This is a genomic window from Moraxella sp. K02 (genome assembly GCF_041154755.1).
Classification (GTDB): Bacteria; Pseudomonadota; Gammaproteobacteria; order Pseudomonadales; family Moraxellaceae; genus Faucicola.
Genome location: NZ_AP031590.1, coordinates 338781 through 363290, shown reverse-complemented (window position 1 = coordinate 363290; position 24510 = coordinate 338781). Strand labels below are relative to the sequence as shown.

The window sequence follows — 24510 nt, the reverse complement described above, 5'->3', positions numbered from 1 at the left end:
TTAAAATACTAAACATCTCTTTTTTAGAAAAATTTACCAAAAAATTTATTCACAGTTTTGAGTTTTTCTCGCATAGGCTTAACTTGCAAAGAGTCAGGTGAGCTTTTCTCGCTATGATGAAACGCCTCACTTTGACTATATAACAGTGTGCCAAACGCGGTCTGGTATTTACGCTCACCAATCATTGCCGCAATGGTACGAAGCTTGTCATCATCGCCATATTGGGTATAGGCAGAAATCGCTGAGTGTTGATTGACCTTGTTTACTTTATTGGCAAAGATTTTTTTGGCTAGTGGCAATAATCCGCGCATTTCAGCTCCACCGCCCGTGATCACATAGCCTTGCTGTAAAAACTCACTTAGCCCTTCTTTATCCAGCTCTTTTTTAATATGACCTAAAATACTGATATAGCGGGCTTCCGTGACTTCAAGGAGTTCAAGCATATTAATGGTTTTTTCATCATCATGCTGTGAACGCTTAATGGTAAAAAATTGGCTTGAGTCAATCCCATGACGATCAACATTGGCGTGGGATTTTTTCATATTCTCTGCTTCAGCAATGGTGACATCTAGCAGCATAGAGATATCCAGTGTTGCGTGATGACCGCCCTCGGCAAAACAATGGGTATAAATCAGCTTATCTTCACGGTAAACGCAGATACTGGTCGTCGATGCCCCAATATCAATCAGACATACGCCATGGTATTTTTCTTCAGGTAATAAACCATATTCGGCGGTAGATACGGCATCAAATAGCATTTGGTCAATACTAACATCACATTCTTGCAGCAGTTGCTGCAAATTTTGGCGACCTTTGACGGGCATCATCATCAGATGATAGAGCACCATCAAGTCACTCGCTTGCATCCCAATCGCATCATCAATCATCTCAGCATTGCCATCTAAAGCAATACCTTGCTGGGCATAATGCATTAAATACAAATCATCTTGGAGATGTTTATTTTTGGCTTGGGTCAGCGCGGCGACCACGTCTTTGGCTTGTACGATATCGTGTTTAATTTTGACTTCGCCCACACTATTGACGCTTTGCAAATCTGGGGTAGAAAAGCTCAGCCAAACACTGTTTACGCGGCAATTTGCCATGTCTTCGGCATTTTGAATAGATTGCTTGATAGCAGATTTTAGACGTTCGCGGTGGCGAATGGTACCTTGGGCGAAATCATGGTTTTTGACAGTAGATAAACCGATAATACGAATATCTTGGGCACTGTGGATTTGACCAATCACAGTATGAATAGCAGTAGCACTTAGGTGGACGACGACGATCAGATCTGGCTTTTTCATAGAACACTACAAAATTATGTTTCACCTAATGGCTGGGGTTGGCGGTGGTTTTTAAGGCTTTGGTTTTCGAATCGGTTGTTGAGTTGGCATCGGTCACGGATTTAGTATCATCTGATTTGGCATTGACGGCAGTTGTATCACCAGCTTGCTGTATCACAGGTCGTTTGGTAATTGCCATGCCGTTTTTATAGCGTAAATCCACCGTTTGCAGCGTTTTGAGCTGTGGTTTAAGCTGATTTTGTAACATGATGCTCAGTCGATACAGTTTTTCTGACGTATTGTCATTATCAACCAGTACCCGAAGTCCGTTATCAAAGCGAAATAACCATGCCATTCTGGGCGTTACGATGACTTCTTCAATTTTCATACCCAGTGGCATAAACCAATCACTAACTTGCTTGATTTGCTGCATCATGACAACGGCATTTTGGCTATCGCCTTGTAGCTGCATCAAGCTAGGGTTATTTAAGTCATTGCTATCGGCGGGCTTAAATACCGTACCATTGGCGTCGACTAAACGTTCACTACCAAACTTGGCAACGGCTTGGCGCGGTACTACATTGACCACAATACCTTGTTGCCAATCACGGCGCACATCGGCTTGCCCTACCCAATCTACCGTCTCAAGTTTTGCTAGATAGCTTTGCAAATCAGCTTTGAGTAGATTTGTGTCTGCTTTTTCGCCCAATAATTGCTGAAGCTGCAGGGTTTGCTGGGTATTTAACCCCTTATCCTGCAAACTAATTGCTGCATTGGGTAATTTATTGAAAACATTAATCGCCAAAGCCGCTAATATCAGCAACAATAACACAACGCCAAGCATTAACAACTTTGGCAGCAGCTGATGAAAGCGATTGGGGAGCGTAGTATCTAGAGAAGCAGTTGCCACAAATGAATTTGCCATATTGACCAATCATAACTCGGTCTAAAATTATTAATTACTAAAATATCAACAACAAAAATCAAAATAACTAAAAATATTACAAGGATTTATGCTTAGAAGCATATCATAACAAATTCAATGAAATGAATGGTAAATAGATAATACGCTTCTAGACAATTCAAGTACTTTTTTTGTAAACAAATATAAACGAAAATAACTTATTCGTTCAACGTTTGTTCTAAGATACGCACGCATAGCGTCGCAAAATCTATACCACGTGCTTTTGCTGCCATCGGCACCAGACTATGACTGGTCATACCGGGCACCGTATTGAGTTCAAGCAGATATAGCGTGCCTTTGTCATCTCGTAAAAAATCCACGCGTGACCAACCTTTGCCGCCAATGGCAGCAAACGCTTTTTTTGCGATTTGTTGCATGGTTTGTTCTTGCGCCTCGCTCAAATCGGATGGGCATTGGTAGACGGTATCATCACGATTGTATTTGGCTTCATAGTCATAAAACTCAGTTGTTGGAATGATGCGAATACTGGGCAACACCTCATCACCGAGGATTGAGCAAGCATACTCACCGCCTGTGATGGCTTTTTCTGCCAAAATAGCGCCATGGTATTGTTTAAGCTGTGGGTAGGTCTTGGCAAGCTCGCCCGCTTCTTTAATTTTAAAGACACCGACACTACTGCCTTCAGCGGCGGGTTTGACAAACAGTGGTAAACCTAGCTGCTGTTCGATAGCGGTAAAATTGGTATCGTCATCAAGCACGACATAAGGTACGTTTGGTAAATCTAACGCTTGCCAAACTAAGCGGTTGCGAAACTTATCCATGGCAATTGCAGAGGCTAATACGCCACAACCGGTATACGGAATATTAAAACCATCTAGCACCCCTTGTAGGCTACCATCTTCGCCAAAAGTGCCATGCAGCACATTAAATACGCGGTCATAGTCGCGCAGTTTTGATATATCTGTTTCTTTGGGGTCAAAGTGATGGGCGTCCACGCCTTTAGTGAGTAGCGCATCAAGCACAGCTTTACCGCTAGTCAGGGATACTTCACGCTCAGCACTCCAGCCGCCACAGACGACCGCCACTTTACCAAATTGTTTGACATCGATAAGCTCTGACATATTGATTCCTAATCTTTTGTTAACCGAATTCATTGCTATAATTATTTCACCCAAATTTGTTAAACTATCGCTTGGCTATGACTTAGCTAGGGTTTGGGTATGGCTTAGTAATTTTAGCTCATTCATAAAATAATCGCCTGCTGGCAGCATGGGCAAGCTACAACAGCCTTTCAATACCTTAAGTTTCATAACCGCTTACCGCCTGGTTTTTTAACCAATCGGTTTTTCAATCAATCGGTTGTTCAATCAAGCCGTTATTTGTCCGCTAGAAATAAGTTGTTTTTTGCCAAATCTAGACAGAGTTGACCCACGTTACCCGCCCCTTGGGTAATCAGCAAATCATTGGCTTTTAACATACTACCTAGCACCTGACGGATTTGATCCATGTCATTGATGTTCAGCATAATCGGCTCAACTTGTCCGCGGGTGCGGATGGTACGGGCAAGACTGCGACTATCCGCGCCTTCAATCATGGCTTCACCTGCACTATACACATCGAGTAGCATCAACACATCGACTTGTGACAATACGTCCACAAAATCATCGAAGCAATCACGGGTACGGGTAAAACGGTGAGGCTGGAAAATCATCACCAAGCGGCGATCGGGATAGCTTTGGCGAGCCGCTTTGATAGTCATTGCCACTTCAGTTGGGTGGTGACCATAGTCGTCAATCAGTAGCACATCGCCTGCGCCATCTTTCACAGGGTAGTTACCATTGTTTTCAAAACGTCTGCCCACGCCAGCAAATTTTTTGACCGCTTGGCAAATGGCTTCATCACTGACACCTTCATCGGTGGAGATGGTGATAGCCGCTAAGGCGTTATAGACATTATGAATACCAGGAATGTTCAAAGTAATCGGCAGTGGCTCACGGTCTTTACGCAGTACGGTAAAATGGGTTTTGGTGCCATCTGCCACCACATCAATGGCTTGCACATCGTTATGTTTTTCTAACCCATAAGTCAACACAGGGCGCGCGATTTTATCAATCAGTCCGTACAACTCTTTGTCATCACCGCACAATACGGCTAACCCATAAAACGGCATATTTTGTAAAAACTGCACATACGCGGCTTTTAGTTTGTCAAAACTGCCGCCATAGGTTTCCATATGGTCTTGGTCGATATTGGTGACAATCGCTGCCATCGGACGCAGCGATAAAAATGACGCATCTGACTCATCCGCTTCTGCCACCAAATAACGGCTTTGACCTAATGAGGCGTTTTTACCTGAGGCATTAAGTTTACCGCCAATCACATAAGTAGGATCCAAACCCGCTTCGGTTAAAATCATGGTAAGCAGACTCGTGGTGGTAGTTTTGCCATGCGCACCCGCTACTGCAATACCATGACGGTAACGCATCAGCTCGCCTAACATATCGGCGCGGCGTACCACAGGAATACGTCCTGACAAGGCGGCTTGGATTTCTGGATTGGTATGATCAATGGCTGATGACACCACGACCACATCGGCTTCACTGATGTTTTTGGAATCATGCCCGATAAACACTTGAATGCCCATTTGGGTCAAACGGTCGGTCACTGGGCTTTGTTTGATGTCTGAACCGCTAACCATATAGCCATGATTATGGACGACTTCGGCAATACCGCACATCCCTGCCCCACCAATACCGACAAAATGCACGTGGCGAATACGGCGCATCTCTGGGATTTCGACCACGCGCTTGGTAATTTTTTTGGTGACACTGTTGGTTTTTTCAGGTTTTTCAGTGGATTGGGCAGTGGCAGTTTTGGCTGATTTTGACATAGACAGGCTCAATGATAAATGACTTATAAGTTGTAGAAAATAATTAAGGTTTTAACTGGGATAAAATGGCATCGGCAGCCAGCTGTGTGGCATTGGGTTTGGCAAATTCACGCGCTTTTTCTGCCATCGCTAAAATTTGATGACGGTCGAGCTTGGCTAAAATGGCACTTAAACTCTCTGCCGTTAATTCTTTTTGCGGCATTAAAAACGCGGCGCCATGTTCTGCTAGGGTTTTGGCATTTGCCGTTTGGTGATCATCGACCGCATGGGGCAGTGGCACAAACACCGCAGGCAATCCAACCGTGGCAACTTCTGTGACCGTGAGCGCCCCAGCACGGCAGACAATCACATCTGCCCAGCTGTATGCTGCTGCCATATCTTTAACAAATGGCAAAATCTCATACTGGGTTGATTGGAGCTGTGCTTCGCTATATACCGCTTGGGTAGCTTCTTGGTTGTTTTTACCACATTGATGCCGCACTTGCCACGGCTTGGCATCTGGCATACTTTCTAATTTTTTTAGCGTAGGCGCGATATGATTATTTAGTGCCTGAGCACCCAGAGAACCGCCAATCACCAATAGCTTTAAAGGACTGCTATCATTGACATCAATACGGGCTTTTGGTGGCGGTACTTGTACGATAGCCTCACGTACGGGGTTGCCAACTGTCATCACTTTACTAGAAGGTAGTTCGGTGAAGGTATTTGGGAAGGCTTCTAACACTTGATTAGCAAGCTTAGATAGGTAGTTATTACTCATGCCTGCGATGGCATTTTGTTCATGAATTAAAATTGGTATTTTACAAAATTTGGCGGCCAATCCACCGGGTGCGGTCACATAACCCCCAAACCCTACCACGATGTCGATTTTATTGGTTTTGATGATTTTGATAGCCGCTAATGTTGCTTTAAGTAAGGTTGACGGGGCTTTAAATAAGCGTTTGATACCGTTACCGCGTAATCCCTGCATATTGATGGCATGGTAGGTAAAGTCGTAATGTTGTAGCAACTCATTTTCCATACCGACTAGGGTGCCAAGCCAATGCACTTGGGCACCTGATTGTTGTAACGCTTGAGCCACCGCAATCGCGGGAAACACATGCCCACCCGTGCCTGCTGCCATCATCAGCACGCGCGGTTTTTGCATCGTTGGCTCACTCATCTTATTATCCTTGACCAATCCAATCCAATCTAATCTAATCTAGGTGAGGTGGGGATTAGAAAACCCCGTATGACTGACCGTTTATCGGAAAAAACAATCACCATAAAAATGGCAAAATCATAGCATTATTTCACTCAATAATAAAGTAAATCACTTTAATTGCTAAGTAGCATCAAGATTTTGCAGCCATGGTATCGCTTTATATTCAAACCGGATGATTAGTTGTCACCGTTCTGTCATGAATCAGTCAAGCCACTGTCACATATCCCCTCTAACATACTCAGCATAATTGTTTCTGCATTATTTCAATAAAATTTATTTCGTAGCCAACTGCTAACAGCAAGGAATTCACTCATGACTGAAATTAATCAATTAGACCAAACCATTAGCCGCCGTAATGTCATTCGTTTTTTGGCAGGGGTGCCTGCGTTGCCACTTGCCACAGGCTCTGTTGCCACCTTATTAACAGGTTGTGATAGTGATAGTGATACTAATAGCACAGCAGGTATACTCAATAATACACAAAAAACCATTAAAGCGACTGAATTTGTCGGTATGGCTGCACCAAATTTATCAAATCCTGCCAATATGGCAACGGTGTATGTCGATTCAAAGCTAAAAGCAACCTTTGATGACAATACCACGACTGACTATAAGCTACAGTATCAACCTTTTTTTATAACAGGCGATAAATTAAAAGACTTAAAGGGTAATGACATCATTGCAGGCGGCTATTTTGATATCTATAACAAGCCTATCATGGATAGTTCAGTGCTAGCCTCTACGCGCCAGTTTTTCTCTGATTGCCCCGATGGTTCTTCATTATTGACAGTTAAAGGCGCGCGCGTGGCAGGTGTAACAGGTAATACCGTATTTGCGGTGGTGCAGTTTGAATATACAAGTAAAGACCAAGCAGGCAGCAATACTTACGGTACACTACCTTCACCCATTGCGGTAGTCACGCTTGACCAAAACCCACAAACAGGCGAACTCAAAGTCGTCAAATACCACAATGTGGATATGTCAAAAGTGTATGGGTTATGGATTACTTGTGGTGCATCACTTTCACCATGGAATACGCATTTGTCATCAGAAGAGTATGAACCAGACGCTTTCATGGCTAAAAGCAGCGCCCAATTTAAAGCATTTAGTAAAAACTTATACGGTGATGAAACCAAAGCAAACCCATACCACTATGGTCATTTACCAGAAATCGTAGTCAATGCGGATGGGTCTGGTATCGCCAAAAAACATTTCAATCTAGGTCGTATCTCTCACGAACTGATTCAAGTGATGCCTGACCAACGTACTGCGTTGATGGGTGATGACTTCACTAACAGTGGTTTATTCATGTTTGTTGCCGATAAAGCAGCTGACCTATCTGCAGGTAACCTCTATGTTGCCAAAATCACCCAAACGTCAGCCAAAGGTGGCCCTGCGGCTGCCAGCGATTTTAGCATCAAATGGATGCATCTGGGACATGCGACCAGCGCTGAAATCGAAGCCCTAGCCAATACAGTAGTACCAACCGATATCATGGATGTCAAATACACTGACCCCAATGATACCTCTTACAAAAAAATCGGCTATGACGGGGCAAATAACTGGGTAAAACTTGCGCCAAATAGCAAATTACCGGCAGACAAACTCACCCAAGCGGCGGCATTTTTAGAAACCCACCGCTACGCAGCGCTGCAAGGTGCATCAATGGCGTTTAGCAAAATGGAAGGCACGACGGTCAATATCAAAGATAAAATTGCCTACTCTGCCATGTCGCGCATTGAAAAATCCATGACCACGGACGAGTACGATGTCAAAGTGGCTCAGTTAAAATCAGGCGCAGTCTACGCCCATGAGCTTAAAGGCGGTCAGGTTGATAACAATGGTAAAGCGATTAACTCTGAGTGGGTCTCTACCCGTATGTATGTACCTGAAGGCTTAGCAGGGGAAGACATTGCCAAAGATGCGCTCGGTAATACGTCTAACATTGATAAAATCTCTTGCCCGGACAACCTAAAATTCTCTGAAAAAATGCGTACTTTATTTATCGGTGAAGACTCTGGCTACCATGTTAACAACTATCTTTGGGCATACAATGTTGATACCAAAAAATTAGCGCGTATCCTGTCAACACCAGCAGGGGCTGAGTCAACGGGTCTACACGCGGTCGATGAAGTCAATGGCTATACTTATATCATGTCAAACTTCCAACACCCAGGTGATATGACCTTTGTCCCCGCCGTTGAGACAGCAGTTCGCCCGCTCATTAACCAAAACTTCAAAGATGGCTACAGTGCTGAGGTGGGTTATTTGGCGTTTAAAGCTTAATACCCTGCCAAGCGATGATATAACAAACCAAGTCAATGACTGGGTTTGTTATTTTGCTTTGACAATGATAGCTAGTGAATTTGCGTTTCAATAAACGCAATAAAATCCTCTGCGATATGCGTGCCGCATTGGTCGTCAATCTCACGCACACAGGTGGGGCTAGTCACGTTAATCTCTGTCACTTTACCACCAATCACATCAAGTCCGACAAAGTACAAGCCTTTTTGTAGTAGCACAGGCGCCACTTGCTCAGCAACTTGGCGCTCTTGCGCTGACAGTGGCATGGCGACCCCACGACCACCTGCGGCTAGATTACCGCGCGTTTCGCCTTGGCTTGGGATACGCGCCAAGCAATAATCCACGGGCTTGCCACCGACAATTAAAATGCGTTTATCCCCGTCCTTGATTTCAGGCAAGTATTTTTGCGCCATCACAGGCAAGCTTTCAAGCTGGGTTAGCATCTCAAGGGTTGAGCCAATATTAGGGCTATCGGCGGTCAGACGAAAAATACCCATCCCCCCCATACCATCAAGCGGTTTGACGATGACATCTTGATGGGTTTTGATAAAATCACGGATATGGGTTTGTTTGTTGGTCACAATCGTCGGTGTCATCAGCTCAGGAAATTGCGTCGCAAACAGTTTTTCGTTACAGTCACGTACGCTTTCTGGGTTGTTGACCACCAATACACCTGCTCGCTGAGCGTATTCTAGCAAGTACAGGCTATACAAAAACTGCATGTCAAACGGGGGGTCTTTACGCATCAAGATGACGTCAAACGCCGTAGCAGGCTGCGTGGTTTTTTCACCCAGTTCATAAAAATGTGCAGGGTCTTTAAACGTTTTGAGCGATTGGCTATCAATTTGCAATGCGCCATTATCGAGCCACAAATCGTGAATTTGGCAATAATGCGCCGTGTGACCACGATCTGCAATCGCCCACAGCATAGCAAGCGTGGTGTCTTTTTTATAATTAATAGTGTGGATATCGTCCATGACGATCAGAAAATTCAGTGGTTTCATTATGATCCTTGTTCAATTGTTATCAATTATTCGTTTTGCTATTAAAACATCGATTCGACCGCGTTGCCATTGTTATCGTAGCGCATACCGCTGGTCGGTTGTTCATTGGTGAACCAAAAATGGTATTCAGGATTTCCGGCTTGGTTGTAAACAATCGCTTCTTGTACCCCACCCTGACGGAATAACACTTTTTGTTTGATACGGCTATCGGACAATCGATACGTCACCCAACCATGATATAAACCGTTAACCAAATCGGTGCGAAGCTGGGTCACAAAGTTTGGGTAGTAGACCACCAAAAATTCATCGAAGTAACCATTTTTGACAAAGGTGGTAAATTGCTCGCCTTCTGGCATCACGCCATTATAAGGACCATCGGCAATGCCTTGTGGCGCAGCTTGCGGTGATTTTGGCGGCAAGATAAGGCTATTTAAAGCGTCATAAAACGGCTGTTGGTCAGTTGCTACATTGACAATCGCAGGCGGTTTGCTACCCTCTGCCATCAGTTCATTGATACTACTGCAACCTGCAAGCGCAAATAATATTGCCGATAAGGTAAGTGCAGTGCCGACACGCAAAAGGTGTGTCGTTGTTAGTGTGGTGGGCAAGGCTTTTGTCAACATAGCCGTCCTCTTCAACGGTTAATTTAAAAACAATCTATCGTTAGCGGGGTTGGGTGATGGATTTTATATAACATGATGTAAAAAACTATCTGTGAAATCATCATCACCCAGGATGATGGCAATCGCTTATTGAACGCCGTATTGCTCGCGGTAAGCTTGCATTTTGGCAAGTTCCTCCTGCGTGCCATTTTTGGCGACATACTCAGTAATGTCATCCATCGTGACCAAGGCAAGTACCGGTACATTGAGGCTTTGCGCCAATTCTTGAATGGCAGATTGTTCGCTTTGACCTTTTTCTTTACGATCTAGCGCAACGATAATCCCCGCGACTTTGGCGTCTGATTTTTCTAGGAGTGCCACGACTTCGCGCATTGCCGTACCTGCGGTCATCACATCATCAATCACCCAAACCGATTTGCCTTTGAGATCGGCTCCAACCAGCATACCACCTTCCCCGTGGTCTTTGGCTTCTTTGCGGTTGTAGCCCCAATCGGCATTGATTTGGTGATTGTTCCACAGTGCTTGCGCGGTCGCCGCCACAAACGGAATACCCTTATATGCCGCCCCAAAAATCACCAAATCGCTACTATCGGTAGATTGTAGCTGCTTGGCAAGGGCATCCGCATACCCATTTGCCAACACCGACAACAGCTCACCGGTTGATAACAAACCTGCATTAAAAAAATACGGGCTTATACGACCTGATTTTAAGGTAAATTCGCCAAATTTTAGTACGTTATTTTTGAGTGCCACTTCAATAAAATGCTGAGGAATAAACTGCGGCGAGTGAAAAACTTGGGTTTGAGATGATTGGGTTTGAGATAATTGCGACATACGCGACTCCAAAAAAGAACAAGTTAAAAAATACTATTAGCCGCCTGTTATGGGGTTTTGCGAGCTAATGGTAATCGTACGTTTGCTGATGGCTGTTTGCTTACCCACTTGCCAATCCATGGCAATGGCAGCAAGCTCAACATGCGTCGGTTCGATATATAAATCGTCATGCCGGGTCAAAAAATGCAATTGCGTGCGATGCGCCTCGATGTATTGATTGATAGCGTCGGCCAAGTCTTGCAAGGTGATTTGTGGGTTGAGTGATTTGCGTGATTTGCATTGGCATAGCAAAAACACACAAAGCATAATATGGTACATTTGTCCCATCAGATACAGTTTGGTTTCGATATTGAGTAGCGCTTGGTTATAGGTGGCGTCAGACTGTGTGCTGGGGGCATCGCTAGCTTGATGTTCATAGGAATTTTGCACTGTCTGCGGTGACAAAGATGTTGTAAGCATATTCATACTCGCTAAATGTGGGTATTGACCCATCACCGCTTTCATCAGTGAAACACTACTGTCATTGACGAGCTGTGGCAACAACGACAGCGGTAAATGCAATGACGGGTGTTTGCTTTGGCTGCTATTGGCCTGCTGTTGTTGCTGCTTGATAAAGTGCCGCATCTCAATGGTTTGGTCAGATAGTAACTGCTCTAGCATGTCAGATTGATGATTTTGCGGATTTTTTTTAGGGGTTTTTGTTGTGTTATCCTTCGTTGGGTGGGGCTTGGCAACGTCTTTTATACTAGCGGCGAGATTGTTTTTGGTATCCGCTACTGGCAATGAAAGCGGTTTTTGCATATAGACGTCAATGGTATGACGCGCGGGTATGACGCGCTTATCAATCGGGCGACAAGGATCGGGTAAAGCCAATCTTTCTGCCTCTGTCATCACATTGGGATGGCGTAGCTGGTCTCTGTCTTTAACCACTTGGTTTTTTGCGGCGTGGCGCTCGGTGTTGGAATAAGTCATGGCATACACGGCTATAAAATCACTGATAGGTAAATGATGAAAAATTTTTGTTGAAACCCACCACCCATAACTATTCGCCTAAACTCGACAAAATATGCTGATAGCCTGACTGCCAATCTGGGTAGTTAAACCAACTAGCTGGCAAGTTAGTGATAATGCGTTTGCCCGTTGTTGGCTCCATACAGGGCAGCGATAAGTTCAAGCCCTGTGCAGTCGCCAAATAGTTTAGCACAGTATAAAGCGGGACTGGCGCGTTATCTGTCGCCAAGTAAACTGGCAAGGTTTGACCCGCATTGATGACAGTGACAATGATACTCACTAAGTCTGTGTCCATAATACGATTAGTCCATGTGTTACTCGGATAATCGCTAGCTGTATTTTCTGACTGCGCTGCTAACTGTTTTGCCATGGTCAGTAAACGCAGCCGTGACTGCCCATAAATCCCACTTGGGCGAATGATAACGCTCTTATCTTCAAAGTGCTGCTGCAATAACTGCTCAGTCTGTAAAATCACTTGAGAAGTGGCGCTCGCTGGCGCTGACACAGGGGTATTGATATCAATGATTTCGCCCGCGTTTTGTCCGTAAACGCCTGTCGAAGAAATAAATACCACACGCTTGAGGTTTGGCAGATGGTCACCCAATCGCACCACATTCTCGGCAATCGCATAATAACTGTCATGGTAACCTTGTAGCGACAGGCTATCTGGACTGACAATAATGCAGATTTGGTTAATTTGGCTTGTCCATTGACTTAGCTGGGCAATGGCTAACGTGCGCGCATCACTTGCCACAAAGTATAGGTTATCAAAATCTTGTGCAAGGTCTTTGGGTCTTGTACGGCTGACACCAATCACGCAATGTCCCTGCGCCGCTAATTGCTTAGCAACAGGTAAACCAATTTTACCCAGTCCAATCATTAAAATCGTTTGCATCATGCTATGACCTATCGCAAATGGCATAAAAAAAACTGACTATTTTTAATCGATGTATGTTTAACCGATTTATTGCTGAAAACGCATCGATAAATCAATGGCTTTGATGTGCTTCGTCAATGCACCCATTGAGATAAAGTCCACTCCTGTTTCTGCCACTTGGCGTAGATGGGTAAGGCTAATATCACCTGAAGCTTCAAGCTGGCAAGGCTTGCCCAGACTAGCAACCAACTCGACCGCTTTTTGGGTATCTTCAATGGTAAAATTATCGAGCATGACGATATCGGCATTGGCAGCGATGGCTTGCTGCAACTCATCAAAATTTTCTACTTCAACTTCCACTGGCTTATTGGCAATCTGACGCGCCTGACTGACTGCTTGGGCGATACCGCCACACGCCATGATATGGTTTTCTTTTATCAAAAAGGCATCGTATAGCCCGATACGGTGATTATTGCCGCCGCCACAAAGCATGGCGTATTTTTGCGCATGGCGTAGCATTGGGAGGGTTTTACGCGTATCTAACAATTTGGTCGGCAGTTCTGCGATAACCGCCACATGGTTGGCAACCACAGTGGCAGTGGATGATAAAGTCTGTAAGAAGTTCAGCGCGGTACGTTCACCCGTCAGTAGCGCACGGGTGTTACCGATGAGCGTCACCAAAATTTGATTGGCTGCCACGGCGTCACCGTCTTTGACTGCCCAATCAAGCTGCATGTTGGGGTCAAGCTGGCGAAATACTTCATCCACCCATGCTTTGCCCGCGACCACCATCGGTTCACGACAAATAATGGTTGCCGTATCGCGCTGTGTGTCGGGTATTAACTGCGCATTAATATCCCCAGTGGCGATGTCTTCTTGCAGCGCAAGTGCGACTTGTTTGGCGATTTCAATACGTAGTAGTGAGGTGATGTGGGGCGTGGTGGCCGAGGTGTCACTAATGGTTTGGCTAGCAGCAGACATGCAAATAATCCCTTATTGTCGATGGGGCATTTTCGATGAAGTATGTTCGATTGTATTATCGCCTATTCTTTGGGGACTTGGGTAGTAGTTTGTTGATATAAACGCAGGGCAATCAACGCCAAAGCCGCTACAATCGCGGCGAGTACACCCCACAGTGCCCATGTTTTGTAGCGTTCAAACGACGCGTTGGGATTGTTCAATGCCTCGATATTTTGCATTTGTCCTTCAACGGTATTGCCAAGGCTGGTAAGTTGTTGGTTAGATAGCGTGATATTGGGTTGTTGTAATACGCGTGGCTCGTTAATCACCAGTCGGTAAGGTGCTGTGCCTTGTGCTAAAAAGTACATCTCATACATGGGCGTTAACAGATTGACCGGCAAATCATCTTGCTGCATTTGACCGCCCAATTGCAGCGACTTGGTCAGTGTCGGTTGCCAACTGACCGTGGTATGGTTTTTATCAATTTGTGAATTGGCTAAATTTTTATCATTACTTACATTGGCAGTCTTGTTGATTTTAGCCAATTGATTGGCTTCTTGTTCAGGTACGTTGATGCTCACTTGCCACAGCTGATTTTCGGGCACAAAAAAACTTACCCCTGTGGTCAACATGGGCTGAGCAAGGCTAAGCCGCCATTGGCTGGTATCATCTTTGGTTTTTGAAAAACTGGCGCGGGTCAAGAAGAAACTTGCCTCACTCACCATGCGATTTAAGCTTGCTGCCTCAAGATTGATAGGCTGATTTGCCACTACTTGCCAATACCGATAATTGGCTTGCTGCGGCTCGATGGCAATAGCATTGCCTGTCGCTATCGGCTGATTAGTACCGTCAGCTTGCGGCGCTACCATTTGGCTATGTTGGGTAGGTTGAGTAGCCTGGCTAGGTTGACCAAGTTGGCTAGTGTCAAAGGGGCTGACTACCGTTTGGCTGACCATCTGCCAGCTTTGCAAGTCATCACTGCCATAAATTTGCAGTTGCAGTGGGCGCTTGCTGGGCTGTGCTGAATTCACGGGTAAAAATTTTAGCCAAAGATTGACCGCTTGCTCGGTCGATAAAGTAGGTTGGTTTTTGGCAAAGTTAGGATTGGTTAACCACCAAGTTCTGACAGGGCTATTGGTAACAGCAGCGACTGGGTTTGAGGGTAAATTGCTAAGGTCAATGTTAATCGATTGTTGATTGTCTGGGTTATCAAGCTGTACAGTTAACGCATGGCGTAATTTTTCCACCGCATTGGGGTTATCCGTCTCTACGCTCACTACTTGCAATACTTGATTGACAGATGATTGTTTGCTGACAGGGCGAATCGCCATCGGCATAATATGACCTTTGGCATCAATCAAGCGGTAATTTTGTTTATCACTAATATTTACCCCATTTTGCTGCATAATTAAAGCTAACAAACTGGGTGTTAACGACGAAAATTTTACTAGCTGGGCGCTGTTGGGGTTGTCATCTAGGTCTTCGACCGGTAAATCAATATCGATTGCAAAGCTATTTTGCAATGCCTCAAGGCCATAACTGATACTGTCAATGTCATGCTCTTGCTCTGAATTGTCAACGATGGCGGGTGTTACCGTGGTCGTGGTAGTTTGTGTTTGCGAAGTAATACTGGCGGATGCCGTTTGCGTGGGGTTTTGGGCATCTGCTTGTGTGTAAATGATAGCTACTAACAATAGCGGCGAAACTAAAGTTGCCGATAAAATACAGGCGCGGTGTTTGGCTAATCTCACGTGACAGTGCTGATTGTTTTTCATTTTTACTTCATTGTTAATTCATAGTTACTATAGAATTCATAGCTCCTATATAATTGATATGACTTTACAAGCTAACCCATTGCGATGGACATTGACAAAAACCCCGAAGCACCAGATTAATCACCCAAAAAAACAGCGTAGCGTCTGTTTGGGTATCAACTAAAGCCATCAGTTATAGTTAATCTAAAAAAACCATAGCATCACATGGTTAGCATCAGTAGGCAGTATCAACCTTAATTTGTTATGTTAGAAAAATGATAAATAGCATTCTAACTCATTGATAGTAATTAGATTTAAAATTTGGTTGATAGGAAGATTTGCCCTATAAGGATATTAACAATACCCACTCAAAACTTCTATACCATGCTACAAACCACTAACAAGAGAACCCATATTTTGGATAAATTCTAGCCAGCTGTTACAATTTAAAAACAATTGGGCAGCAAGTCTTTGTGGATTTAGCTAAGCCTACCTGCCGTAAATAAGACAAATAACCCACGTTATTCACGATTTTTAGCAGGGGTCTACTTATCTTTTTTGGCTGCATTGGGTTTGCCTGAATTGAGTTTACCTGATTTGGGTTTAGCTACTTTGGGGGGTAAAGGTGCAAGATAACCAATCACGAGCATCAACAGGCCTGCCCCAATAAAAGACACCACACGCAGTACCGCACTGGTATTCGACATATCAATCAATACCAACTTGGCAACCACAATGGTCAATAATGCGATACCAGCAAACCATACCAAGCGAATGGCTTTTTTGTTTGCCAAGAACATTAATACCATTGCTATGACGGTCCATAAGATAGTCAGCCCCGTCTGTACCATACTGACCGACCAAGCACCATGTTCCCACGTCGGTGTCCCCCAAACGCTGGCAAACCCACGCACCAACATACTACTAACCGTCACGAATGCCCCTAGACCGCAAGCCACCAAAACGATAGTACGATAGTTGGTATCAACTTTGAGTGCCACATAAGATTGGTACAGTAAAATGCTGATTAAGGTCAAATCCAGCGGATTGAGCAGCGGCAGATAAACACCCAACAGCTGACCGCTTAACGAAAAATTCGCAGACAAACTCCAAATAAAGGTCATCGGTACCAAAATATAAGCGCTATTTTTAAGTAGCCTATCAACCGCTAACCAACCAAGCAAACGAGCCCTCAGCGCCTGAAGTTTTGGCAGCAACAACAAACTCATCAGCCCCAGCACAGCCAGCACGGTCGGTAAAATAGTGATAATGGCTCGAAGCTCTTGGGCATGCTGCCAATAATTAAATGGCACTTGTTGCAGCATCCAAGTTAGCATGGCAATCAGTACCAAAAACCAAACGAGCGCGTCAACGCTTGTATCCAGTCGGTCGCGGTGCCAGCGACTAAGCAGCCACCCCCCTAGCAATTTTGCGATGGCTAAACAGCCGAGCATGGCGAGCAAATAACGCCCCAACCCGCTAAATGCTTTGATATGATAATCGTTTAAGTCTAAAACCGTCTCGACCTTAACATGGGTGAGACAGACTAGCACCCAGCTCATCATCGCAAACGGTAAAATCAAGCGGCTCACCTTACGCATACTGCGCCAAACAAAACGCTGATGCATCAGTTGCCCCACAATTAAAAATACCGCCATACCCACGGCAAGTTTGATAGTGGTGGTTTTGCCACCGTTGTTCCAAAAGGGGTCAGTGGATAAAATCGCCGACAGATACAGCACAAACCCGACAACCACAAGTGCGGTGGCAACAAAGCTGTGACTGGCATTATCAGCAATTTTTTGAACCCTTTTATGCGTCGTTTTGACTGCCGCAGGTTGAGTTTGAGGCTGAGATTTAGCTTGGGGTGTGGCTGCCGTTTGGTGCGTGGCTGCCGCGATATTGACCCTACCGTGACGCAAAATAAAAGCAGACAGCAGCACACACGCCGTCAATACGGTCAATGGCAAGGTAGATGAAGCCGCCACTATAGACGCTTGGTGCGGAATAGATAATTGATCAAGTAGCCCATACCAACGCCGCATAAGGGTATCGAAGCCCACCAATAACAGGATACTAAAGGCTTGCAATGCCAACCCAAAATATACCGTCCAGCGTCTTTGGGTACGCGCACCGAGCCACACCAATGCAGCACCCTGCACTGCCCAACCGATACTAATCCATTTGGCTGATAGCGCCAGTGGTATCACCAAAGCCAAAAACCCACAGCCGAGCGCAAGGCTGGCTTCAATAAGTAGCTCAAAGCTGTTATTAAAGTGGTTGTTGGCTTGTGAGTCGCCTACGATGCTACGACGATGATGTTTGAGTAGCCACAATCCTAGACTCAAATAAATAGCCGATAACGCACTGCTAGCAAAGGCCAGATGATAAGGCAAATCATTGAGCAAGCTTGCCATCAGCCCAAACCCTAGTAACGCGGTGCCAAACAATAATCCTGAATCTATCGATAGAATCGGGCGTTTGGCTGCCCCCGTGTTCATTTGTAGCAGCGTTTGGTTATAACTTACGACCTGCTGTGAGTATCTAACTGCAATAAACAGGTACAGCGCCATGTGCCCAACCAATAATCCCAGCAGTTGCCAGCGTAATGACAGCCAGCCTGCACCTGCACTGTTGCCACTAAATGCACGAAATCCCCACACATACGCAAGCCCAAAAGTCACCGCTAAGCTGAGCGCATTGAGCAGCTTCCAAGTGCGATAATGGGCAATCACCGCAACCGATATATTGAGTAATAAATAATAACTAAATAGCATCACCACACTACCATCAGGTCGGCTGACCAGTATCGGCGCAAAAAACGCCCCACCGAACGCCAAGACCGCAAGCGGCAGCGCATTTTGCCACACCGAAAACATCACTGTTAACCCTGCCAGTAACGCAAGCACGCCGAAGGTTAAGGTTGATGGTAGTAGTCCATACAATTTAAAACTCGCAAACACAGTCAAATAAATCACCGCAAAGCCGACACCTTGCAAAGTCAACCCATAACTGCGTTTTTTGGCAGTGGTGCGATAGCCGACTGCCGTTATCACCAAGCCGCCCAACGCTACCAGCGCCATGCGCACGGGCATCGATACCTCAATATATTGGCTAGCAAGTTTGAGTAATAGCACTACGCCCACTAGCAACACCAGTGCACCGACACGCACCACCAAGTTTTCCCCAAAAAACCATTGGGTGGCACTTGCCCAAAGCGATGTCACAATAGTGGTAGCACTTTCATCATCTTTTAATGAAGGAGATGATGACTGTGACAAAGTGGGTTGATGCGGTGGGGCTGCGTCATTCACTGACGGCTGCGTTGCCGTTGGCGGATTTGAACTAACCGAAGCGTCAAGCGTGTTCGCCATTGGCAAAGAGTCTAAGGCTGGAAGGGGCGCTGAGACAGGGTTTTGACCGATGGGCTGAGTGATAGGGTCAGTAATAGGTTCAGTGACAGGCTGATTTTGGCGAATATCGCTTGCCGATTGCTGGGTAGATGATGGTTTTGCCTCGCTGCTTAGGATATACACGGTTGCCATGACGTCAGCGAGTTGTTTTTGCAGGTTGTCGAGCTTGGATTCAAGCCTGGTGATTGCTTTTTGTTGGGCAAAAATTTTATAAAGCGCCCCCACGACTGCCATTATCAACGCCGCTATAATCGTATCCATCAGATGCTCTACCCTTGTTATCAGCTTAGCGATAGCATACCATTTTTTTGCAAAATTGCTTTTTTTTAACTGTGTTTTTCGGTTAAGGTGATGATAAGCCCAATTTTATGCTAAATTAGCCACAGCATTGAGTAGCGTTTTATCAACTATTTTAAACACCATTTGGATGATTGGGCGGGGTATGGTTATGTCGGGATTTAGCATTGAGCAGGGTTTGTTAAGCCCATGCGAGTTTGTGGCCTCACCCAATTTTGGTGAGCGCCCCGACCCTAATGATATTCATCTGATTGTGATTCATAACATCAGCTTGCCGCCGAGTGAATTTGGTCTAAAAGATGACCAAGGCGAGCATTTTGTTCGTGCATTTTTTCAAAATCAGTTAGACCCCAAAGCCCATCCGTATTTTGCAACCATCTATCAGCAGCAGGTCTCCGCGCATTTGTTTATTGAGCGTGATGGTAGGGTCACGCAGTTTGTGAGTTTTGATGAGCGGGCTTGGCATGCTGGCAAATCTAGTTATTTGGGCGTGCCAAACTGCAATGACTATTCGATTGGGATTGAGCTGGAAGGTGATGATTATAGCGAGTTTGATGACAGGCAATACCAAGCGTTAAGTGGCGTGATTGCCGCGATTTATCAAGCTTATCCCAAAACCATCAATCATCTAGCCGGTCACAGCGATATCGCGCGCGGTCGCAAATCCGACCCGGGGCTGTATTTTGATTGGGTGAAACTAAGGAACATGATTAATAAATTTTAAGAATTGTTTAATGTCTCACAAACTTGTCAAATCCACCGCGATTGTTAGCTTTTTTACCATGTTGTCACGCATCTTGGGAATGATACGCGACATGGTATTGATGAGCGTGTTTGGTACGGGCGGCATGATGGATGCGTTTTTGGTAGCCTTCAAATTGCCCAATTTTTTGCGGCGGCTGTTTGCTGAAGGCGCCTTTGCCCAAGCTTTTGTCCCTGTACTATCCGATTATCAGCACCAAGCCCAACATAACGACATGACCGATAGCAAAAAAGCCTTGCTCGGCATTCAAATTCTTATCAGTCGGGTGGCAGGTACGTTATTGTTGATTTTATCAGGTCTAACCGCCATGATAGTCATCTTTGCGCCTGCCGTGATTGCTGTGTTTGCGGTCGGTTATCTGCATGAGCCCAGCAAATTTTTAACGGCAGTTGAGCTGCTTCGTATCACCTTTCCTTATTTGTTATTTATCGCCATGACTGCGTTTGCTAGTAGTATATTGCAAAGCGTGGGACGGTTTGCCTTGCCTGCCTTTGCACCGGTGATTTTAAATGTGTGTATGATTGTGGGCGCGATTTGGGTAGCGCCGCTGCTTGCCAAGCCAATTTTGGCGGTCGGTTATGCAGTTGCGGTGGCAGGTTTGCTGCAGCTATTGATTCAATTACCGCAACTGCATAGCCATCAGCTGCTCGTGATGCCAAAGGTTAGCTTTCGTCACCCCGGCGTGCGACGGATTTTAAAACTCATGCTCCCTGCGCTGTTTGGGGTATCGGTCACCCAAATCAATATGCTGGTCAACACGGTACTGGCTTCAACCATGGTTGATGGTTCGGTCTCTTGGCTATATACCGCCGAGCGGATGAGTGAGCTGCCGCTAGGGCTGATTGGGGTGGCGATTGGCACGGTGATTTTGCCCAGTCTATCCAAAAGTATCGCAAGCGACGACCATCAACAATTTGGACACACCCTAGATTGGGCGACGCGATTGACGGTGTTGGTCGGCTTACCTGCATCCATCGCGCTTGGCATGATTAGTAATGTGCTGATGATATCCCTGTTTGAACATGGCGAATTTGTACGGCAAGATGCCATGATGAGTGGGCTTGCGCTACAGTGCTTATCGGGTGGGATTTTGGCATTTATGCTGATTAAAATATTTGCCCCGGCTTTTTTTGCCCGTCATGACAGTCGCACCCCTGTCAAAGTCGGTGTGATTAGCGTGATTGCCAATGTCGTGCTAAGCCTAGTACTGGCTGGGTTATTTAAAAAGTGGCAAATCGCACCCCATGCAGGGCTAGGGCTTGCCAATACACTGGCGTCTTTTATCAATGCGGCGCTGTTATATTTTTATTTACATACCCAAGGTATTTATCGGTTTGGTGCGGCTTGGCGACGATTAGCGGTTATCTTTGCCATCGCAAATGGGGCAATGGGGTTGGCACTTGCCGCTGGTATTCATTTTTTCCCCGTTACCGCGCATCAAGGTATTCGTATTGTTGCGCTATTGGCGCTGTGTGTGGTGGGCGCTATGGTGTATGGCGCAGCGCTATTAATCGCTGGCTTTAGGCTATCAGAACTAAGACCGCATCATAGCGTTCAATAAACAATAGACAACGGAAAACAGACAAAAAAACGGCTAAATAAAATTTATCTAGCCGCTTTTTTAATTGAGTTTTGTCACTGAGTTTTTTTGACCGCGCTTTTTTTAGCGCAGCAAAACATCAGTGCATTAACCTATCAATGCATTACAATGTTTTAGCGCTTTATCGAATTTTGACAATCTTTGTTGTCACAAATTCCATACAGTACCAGCGAGTGCCCTGCTAGGGTAAAGCCAAAGTCTTTGGCGACTTTTTCTTGTAGCGCTTCGATTTCTTCATTGTGAAATTCAATGATTTTGCCGCATTGGTCGCATACCAAGTGGTCATGGTGCTCATCTTTGGCGATTTCAAACACTGACAAGTTGTTTTCAAAATTGTGACGCTCGACAATCCCCGCTTGCTCAAACTGGGTTAACACGCGGTAAACGGTCGCAAGTCCCACGTCTTCACCGTGCTCCATCAAGGCTTTATACACATCTTCCGCGCTCATGTGATGGGATTCGGCTTTTTCTAGCAATTCTAAAATTTTCAAACGCGGTAACGTGACTTTCAAACCGGCACGACGCAAATCTTGGTTGGTAAAAGACGACATACAAATCCTCGCACCTATTAGGTGTCGCTTATAAACTGAACATTATAACTATAATAACAAATTCGATAAAATCCCACAGTAAAAAAACGTGACATCACTGGCAAAAGCGCGCGTTGACAGATAACAGGCAAAGGCAAACTAGAGACAAAGTACGCCAAATACCAGAACGCCAAATACCAAACCACCGCGGCGTTTTACACCCAAACATTAACTGTATGTAAAATAATTTAAATTTTGGGGTCAATAGGTAGGCAAAAAAACCCAAATCACGTATGATAAGTCGTAAATTTTATCGTTCACCATCTCAAAGCGGTTTGACAAATGACATCTATCACAACACTATCAAAAAAACTGGCAGTCCTGCCTTTGGTTGCCGTAATTAGCAGCGTCAGCGTATTACCAGGTTGCTCATGGTTTAGCGTGTACAAAATCGATATCCCACAAGGCAAGCCGATTCATGAAGACAAATTAAACCAAGTGCAAGTGGGTATGAATGCCAATCAAGTGCTGTATATACTCGGTAGCCCAACCTTTAGAGACACCCTAAATCCGGTACGTTGGGATTACCTGTATGATTTTACCCCAGGTACTAACGCCAAACGCGCCAACAAGCCAGCGATTCACAACGCCCAACAATACGCCAAAATTTATTTTGACCAAAATGGTATTGTCACCAGCATCGAGCGCTCAGCGGTGACTCAGTAAGTTTTTTTGATTAAAAAAGCCAATCTCAGCATCACGGCAATGATTGGCTTTTTTTTTGCGCTACACAATAATATTAGGTGACACCCTTATCGGTTGAACTTTTTAGATAGTAATTTGCGTTTGTTTTGCGGGTCGATGGTCAAAGGGCGATAGATTTCGATTCTATCACCTGTGTTGATAGCACTTTGCCAGTCTAGTTTATGGGAAAACACACCGACACTATAGCTAAAAATCTGCGGATACTGCTGTTGCCAGCCTGTGGCATTGACTGCATCAATCACCCGGCTATCATCGGCGAGTTGCAGGGTTAACCGCAACTGTGTTTGGCTATCGGGCGCAAAGGCTATATCAACAGTAATCATTTTGCCAATCCTAGCACCCACCCCACCATCGCCAAAACCACCGCCAATGGCACAATAATGCGCACCGCAATGCGCCAAAGGTTATATAAGCCTTCCGAGCTAAAATTCAATGATTTGCGCAAATGGCTAATTTTCATTTGCCACCCTGCAAATATGGCTAGCCATACCGCCGTAACTAAACTTATTACAATAATCAGCTGATTGAGCCAAGCGGTTGGTACCATGGCTAGCGCAAGACTAAGCACTGCCAACACCACCAATGCCAAAAAGTTAAATTGCTGTTGTTGCCAGCGTAGTGACACTTGATGGGTCAAGATATGTAGCAAATACGCCGCCCCTGCCAGCATCGCTAATGCATTCAGCCCTGCCGCCATCGCGCTATTTGGCGATAAAGTCATGGCAATTAGCGCACCCGCTAGTAACTGAAAACTCCACACCGGTAATACATAGCGACTTGCGGATTCGCGTGCTTGATCTGTCGCCGTAGTGCTCATCGTGAGCATTTGGTGGGTGCGCGCATGCCAGTATAGTCCCGTACCTGCGCCCACACAGACTAGCGCCAACACTACCGCCCCTGCCCACTCTGTCAAGGACGTCGCTGTCATCTGCCACGCGACAAACCCACCCTGCATGACATTGACCACCAAAGCGACAACGGCAAAGCCGACCGCCAACCAACCTGCCAAATGCTTGATAAAACTCAGACCAATCACTATCAGCGTCATGATGGCTAACAAGGCAGGCAGCGCAATATTGCTCACCTGCGGATGGATAATCTCGCCACTACTTGCCAGTAAATGCCCCACAACCGCCAGCAACAACACAATAGTCAGCCAACCAAACCCACGCCAAACCGTTGAAACGTCAGCTTCACGGGTCAGTACGGGCAAACCGACCAGCGGCGACGTACCACTACGATGCGCCAAACCAATCTCTGCAAACACCAATGGCAATCCGACCAAGGTCATCGCAACTAGCCACAACAACCAAAAATCAATCTGCCCAATGTAGTCACGGCTAAACCAAGTAAAAACCAGCAGCGGCAGCAAGCTTGCTATCAAAATCGGCTGTAAACGATTAAATGGCATGGTGTTGGATTCCTTTGTAGCGGTGGATTGTTGTCATAAAATTATTTGAGTCAATTCGCTAA

General features: G+C 45.4%; 20 protein-coding genes. 4 read left to right on the top strand and 16 right to left on the bottom strand.

Annotation, left to right across the window (positions count from 1 at the left end; genetic code table 11):
• Positions 1-23: 23 nt before the first annotated feature.
• The 5 genes from ftsA to murG form a co-directional block, all read right to left on the bottom strand.
• Entirely contained in the window at positions 24-1304 is a 1281-nt protein-coding gene (gene ftsA / locus ACAM39_RS01650; protein WP_369627991.1) for a cell division protein FtsA, read from the bottom strand.
• Between the two features lie 25 nt (positions 1305-1329).
• Positions 1330-2208, bottom strand: a complete 879-nt coding sequence (locus tag ACAM39_RS01645; RefSeq protein ID WP_369627990.1) for a cell division protein FtsQ/DivIB — start codon at positions 2206-2208, stop codon at positions 1330-1332.
• A 197-nt stretch (positions 2209-2405) separates the two neighbouring features.
• Entirely contained in the window at positions 2406-3329 is a 924-nt protein-coding gene (locus tag ACAM39_RS01640; RefSeq protein WP_369627989.1) for a D-alanine--D-alanine ligase, read from the bottom strand.
• Between the two features lie 254 nt (positions 3330-3583).
• The gene (gene murC / locus ACAM39_RS01635; protein ID WP_051499983.1) at positions 3584-4993 is read right to left on the bottom strand and encodes a UDP-N-acetylmuramate--L-alanine ligase; all 1410 of its coding nucleotides are present in this window, start codon (positions 4991-4993) and stop codon (positions 3584-3586) included.
• Positions 4994-5141: 148 nt separating this feature from the next.
• On the bottom strand, positions 5142-6260 hold the full coding sequence (gene murG, locus ACAM39_RS01630) for an undecaprenyldiphospho-muramoylpentapeptide beta-N-acetylglucosaminyltransferase (RefSeq protein ID WP_369627988.1): 1119 nt from the start codon (positions 6258-6260) through the stop codon (positions 5142-5144).
• 354 nt (positions 6261-6614) lie between these two features.
• Between murG and ACAM39_RS01625 the strand changes: the two genes are divergently transcribed.
• Complete coding sequence (locus ACAM39_RS01625; protein ID WP_369627987.1) at positions 6615-8588, top strand: PhoX family protein; 1974 nt, start codon at positions 6615-6617, stop codon at positions 8586-8588.
• A 71-nt stretch (positions 8589-8659) separates the two neighbouring features.
• Here the strand turns inward: ACAM39_RS01625 and gshB are convergent, their stop codons facing one another.
• From gshB to ACAM39_RS01585, 8 genes are all read right to left on the bottom strand, one after another.
• On the bottom strand, positions 8660-9610 hold the full coding sequence (gshB, locus tag ACAM39_RS01620; protein ID WP_369627986.1) for a glutathione synthase: 951 nt from the start codon (positions 9608-9610) through the stop codon (positions 8660-8662).
• A 41-nt stretch (positions 9611-9651) separates the two neighbouring features.
• Entirely contained in the window at positions 9652-10233 is a 582-nt protein-coding gene (locus ACAM39_RS01615; RefSeq protein ID WP_369627985.1) for a hypothetical protein, read from the bottom strand.
• A 126-nt stretch (positions 10234-10359) separates the two neighbouring features.
• The gene (gene pyrE, locus ACAM39_RS01610; protein WP_369627984.1) at positions 10360-11067 is read right to left on the bottom strand and encodes an orotate phosphoribosyltransferase; all 708 of its coding nucleotides are present in this window, start codon (positions 11065-11067) and stop codon (positions 10360-10362) included.
• A 36-nt stretch (positions 11068-11103) separates the two neighbouring features.
• Complete coding sequence (locus ACAM39_RS01605; RefSeq protein ID WP_369627983.1) at positions 11104-12039, bottom strand: hypothetical protein; 936 nt, start codon at positions 12037-12039, stop codon at positions 11104-11106.
• Between the two features lie 70 nt (positions 12040-12109).
• Positions 12110-12976 carry an NAD-dependent epimerase/dehydratase family protein gene (locus ACAM39_RS01600; RefSeq protein WP_369627982.1) on the bottom strand — a complete coding sequence of 289 codons (867 nt, stop codon included), beginning with the start codon at positions 12974-12976 and terminating at the stop codon, positions 12110-12112.
• Positions 12977-13042: 66 nt separating this feature from the next.
• Positions 13043-13936: a carboxylating nicotinate-nucleotide diphosphorylase gene (nadC, locus tag ACAM39_RS01595; protein WP_369627981.1), complete on the bottom strand. Its 894-nt coding sequence runs from the start codon at positions 13934-13936 to the stop codon at positions 13043-13045.
• Between the two features lie 62 nt (positions 13937-13998).
• Positions 13999-15690 (bottom strand): DUF3999 family protein, encoded by a 1692-nt coding sequence (locus ACAM39_RS01590; protein WP_369627980.1) that lies wholly within the window; start codon positions 15688-15690, stop codon positions 13999-14001.
• 524 nt (positions 15691-16214) lie between these two features.
• Positions 16215-19343 (bottom strand): DUF2339 domain-containing protein, encoded by a 3129-nt coding sequence (locus ACAM39_RS01585; RefSeq protein ID WP_369627979.1) that lies wholly within the window; start codon positions 19341-19343, stop codon positions 16215-16217.
• Between the two features lie 181 nt (positions 19344-19524).
• Between ACAM39_RS01585 and ampD the strand changes: the two genes are divergently transcribed.
• Together ampD and murJ are read left to right on the top strand one after the other, a co-directional pair.
• Positions 19525-20103: a 1,6-anhydro-N-acetylmuramyl-L-alanine amidase AmpD gene (ampD, locus tag ACAM39_RS01580; RefSeq protein WP_472828216.1), complete on the top strand. Its 579-nt coding sequence runs from the start codon at positions 19525-19527 to the stop codon at positions 20101-20103.
• Between the two features lie 10 nt (positions 20104-20113).
• Positions 20114-21703, top strand: a complete 1590-nt coding sequence (murJ, locus tag ACAM39_RS01575; RefSeq protein WP_369627977.1) for a murein biosynthesis integral membrane protein MurJ — start codon at positions 20114-20116, stop codon at positions 21701-21703.
• Between the two features lie 152 nt (positions 21704-21855).
• Here the strand turns inward: murJ and fur are convergent, their stop codons facing one another.
• Complete coding sequence (gene fur / locus ACAM39_RS01570; protein WP_050325439.1) at positions 21856-22293, bottom strand: ferric iron uptake transcriptional regulator; 438 nt, start codon at positions 22291-22293, stop codon at positions 21856-21858.
• A 321-nt stretch (positions 22294-22614) separates the two neighbouring features.
• Here fur and ACAM39_RS01565 point away from each other — a divergent pair, with 321 nt between their 5' ends.
• The gene (locus tag ACAM39_RS01565; RefSeq protein WP_369627976.1) at positions 22615-22998 is read left to right on the top strand and encodes an outer membrane protein assembly factor BamE; all 384 of its coding nucleotides are present in this window, start codon (positions 22615-22617) and stop codon (positions 22996-22998) included.
• A gap of 86 nt (positions 22999-23084) precedes the next feature.
• On the opposite strand, the gene ACAM39_RS01560 is transcribed toward ACAM39_RS01565, so the two are convergent.
• A complete protein-coding gene (locus ACAM39_RS01560; RefSeq protein ID WP_159374121.1) occupies positions 23085-23360 on the bottom strand; it encodes an RnfH family protein in 276 nt (91 codons plus the stop codon).
• On the bottom strand, positions 23357-24448 hold the full coding sequence (locus ACAM39_RS01555; protein ID WP_369627975.1) for a hypothetical protein: 1092 nt from the start codon (positions 24446-24448) through the stop codon (positions 23357-23359). The genes ACAM39_RS01560 and ACAM39_RS01555 overlap by 4 nt, the downstream gene beginning before the upstream one ends.
• Positions 24449-24510 lie beyond the last annotated feature (62 nt).

Bases quoted from the DNA above. Each gene is read 5' to 3' on its own strand.
- ACAM39_RS01645 (WP_369627990.1), bottom strand. From the start codon at position 2,208: ATGGCAAATTCATTTGTGGCAACTGCTTCTCTAGATACTACGCTCCCC.
- ACAM39_RS01605 (WP_369627983.1), bottom strand. From the start codon at position 12,039: ATGACTTATTCCAACACCGAGCGCCACGCCGCAAAAAACCAAGTGGTT.
- ACAM39_RS01555 (WP_369627975.1), bottom strand. From the start codon at position 24,448: ATGCCATTTAATCGTTTACAGCCGATTTTGATAGCAAGCTTGCTGCCG.
- ACAM39_RS01560 (WP_159374121.1), bottom strand. From the start codon at position 23,360: ATGATTACTGTTGATATAGCCTTTGCGCCCGATAGCCAAACACAGTTG.
- gshB (WP_369627986.1), bottom strand. From the start codon at position 9,610: ATGAAACCACTGAATTTTCTGATCGTCATGGACGATATCCACACTATT.
- pyrE (WP_369627984.1), bottom strand. From the start codon at position 11,067: ATGTCGCAATTATCTCAAACCCAATCATCTCAAACCCAAGTTTTTCAC.
- ACAM39_RS01585 (WP_369627979.1), bottom strand. From the start codon at position 19,343: ATGGATACGATTATAGCGGCGTTGATAATGGCAGTCGTGGGGGCGCTT.
- ACAM39_RS01590 (WP_369627980.1), bottom strand. From the start codon at position 15,690: ATGAAAAACAATCAGCACTGTCACGTGAGATTAGCCAAACACCGCGCC.
- nadC (WP_369627981.1), bottom strand. From the start codon at position 13,936: ATGTCTGCTGCTAGCCAAACCATTAGTGACACCTCGGCCACCACGCCC.
- murJ (WP_369627977.1), top strand. From the start codon at position 20,114: ATGTCTCACAAACTTGTCAAATCCACCGCGATTGTTAGCTTTTTTACC.
- ACAM39_RS01640 (WP_369627989.1), bottom strand. From the start codon at position 3,329: ATGTCAGAGCTTATCGATGTCAAACAATTTGGTAAAGTGGCGGTCGTC.
- murC (WP_051499983.1), bottom strand. From the start codon at position 4,993: ATGCGCCGTATTCGCCACGTGCATTTTGTCGGTATTGGTGGGGCAGGG.
- murG (WP_369627988.1), bottom strand. From the start codon at position 6,260: ATGAGTGAGCCAACGATGCAAAAACCGCGCGTGCTGATGATGGCAGCA.
- ACAM39_RS01565 (WP_369627976.1), top strand. From the start codon at position 22,615: ATGACATCTATCACAACACTATCAAAAAAACTGGCAGTCCTGCCTTTG.
- ampD (WP_472828216.1), top strand. From the start codon at position 19,525: ATGGTTATGTCGGGATTTAGCATTGAGCAGGGTTTGTTAAGCCCATGC.
- ftsA (WP_369627991.1), bottom strand. From the start codon at position 1,304: ATGAAAAAGCCAGATCTGATCGTCGTCGTCCACCTAAGTGCTACTGCT.
- ACAM39_RS01615 (WP_369627985.1), bottom strand. From the start codon at position 10,233: ATGTTGACAAAAGCCTTGCCCACCACACTAACAACGACACACCTTTTG.
- fur (WP_050325439.1), bottom strand. From the start codon at position 22,293: ATGTCGTCTTTTACCAACCAAGATTTGCGTCGTGCCGGTTTGAAAGTC.
- ACAM39_RS01600 (WP_369627982.1), bottom strand. From the start codon at position 12,976: ATGATGCAAACGATTTTAATGATTGGACTGGGTAAAATTGGTTTACCT.
- ACAM39_RS01625 (WP_369627987.1), top strand. From the start codon at position 6,615: ATGACTGAAATTAATCAATTAGACCAAACCATTAGCCGCCGTAATGTC.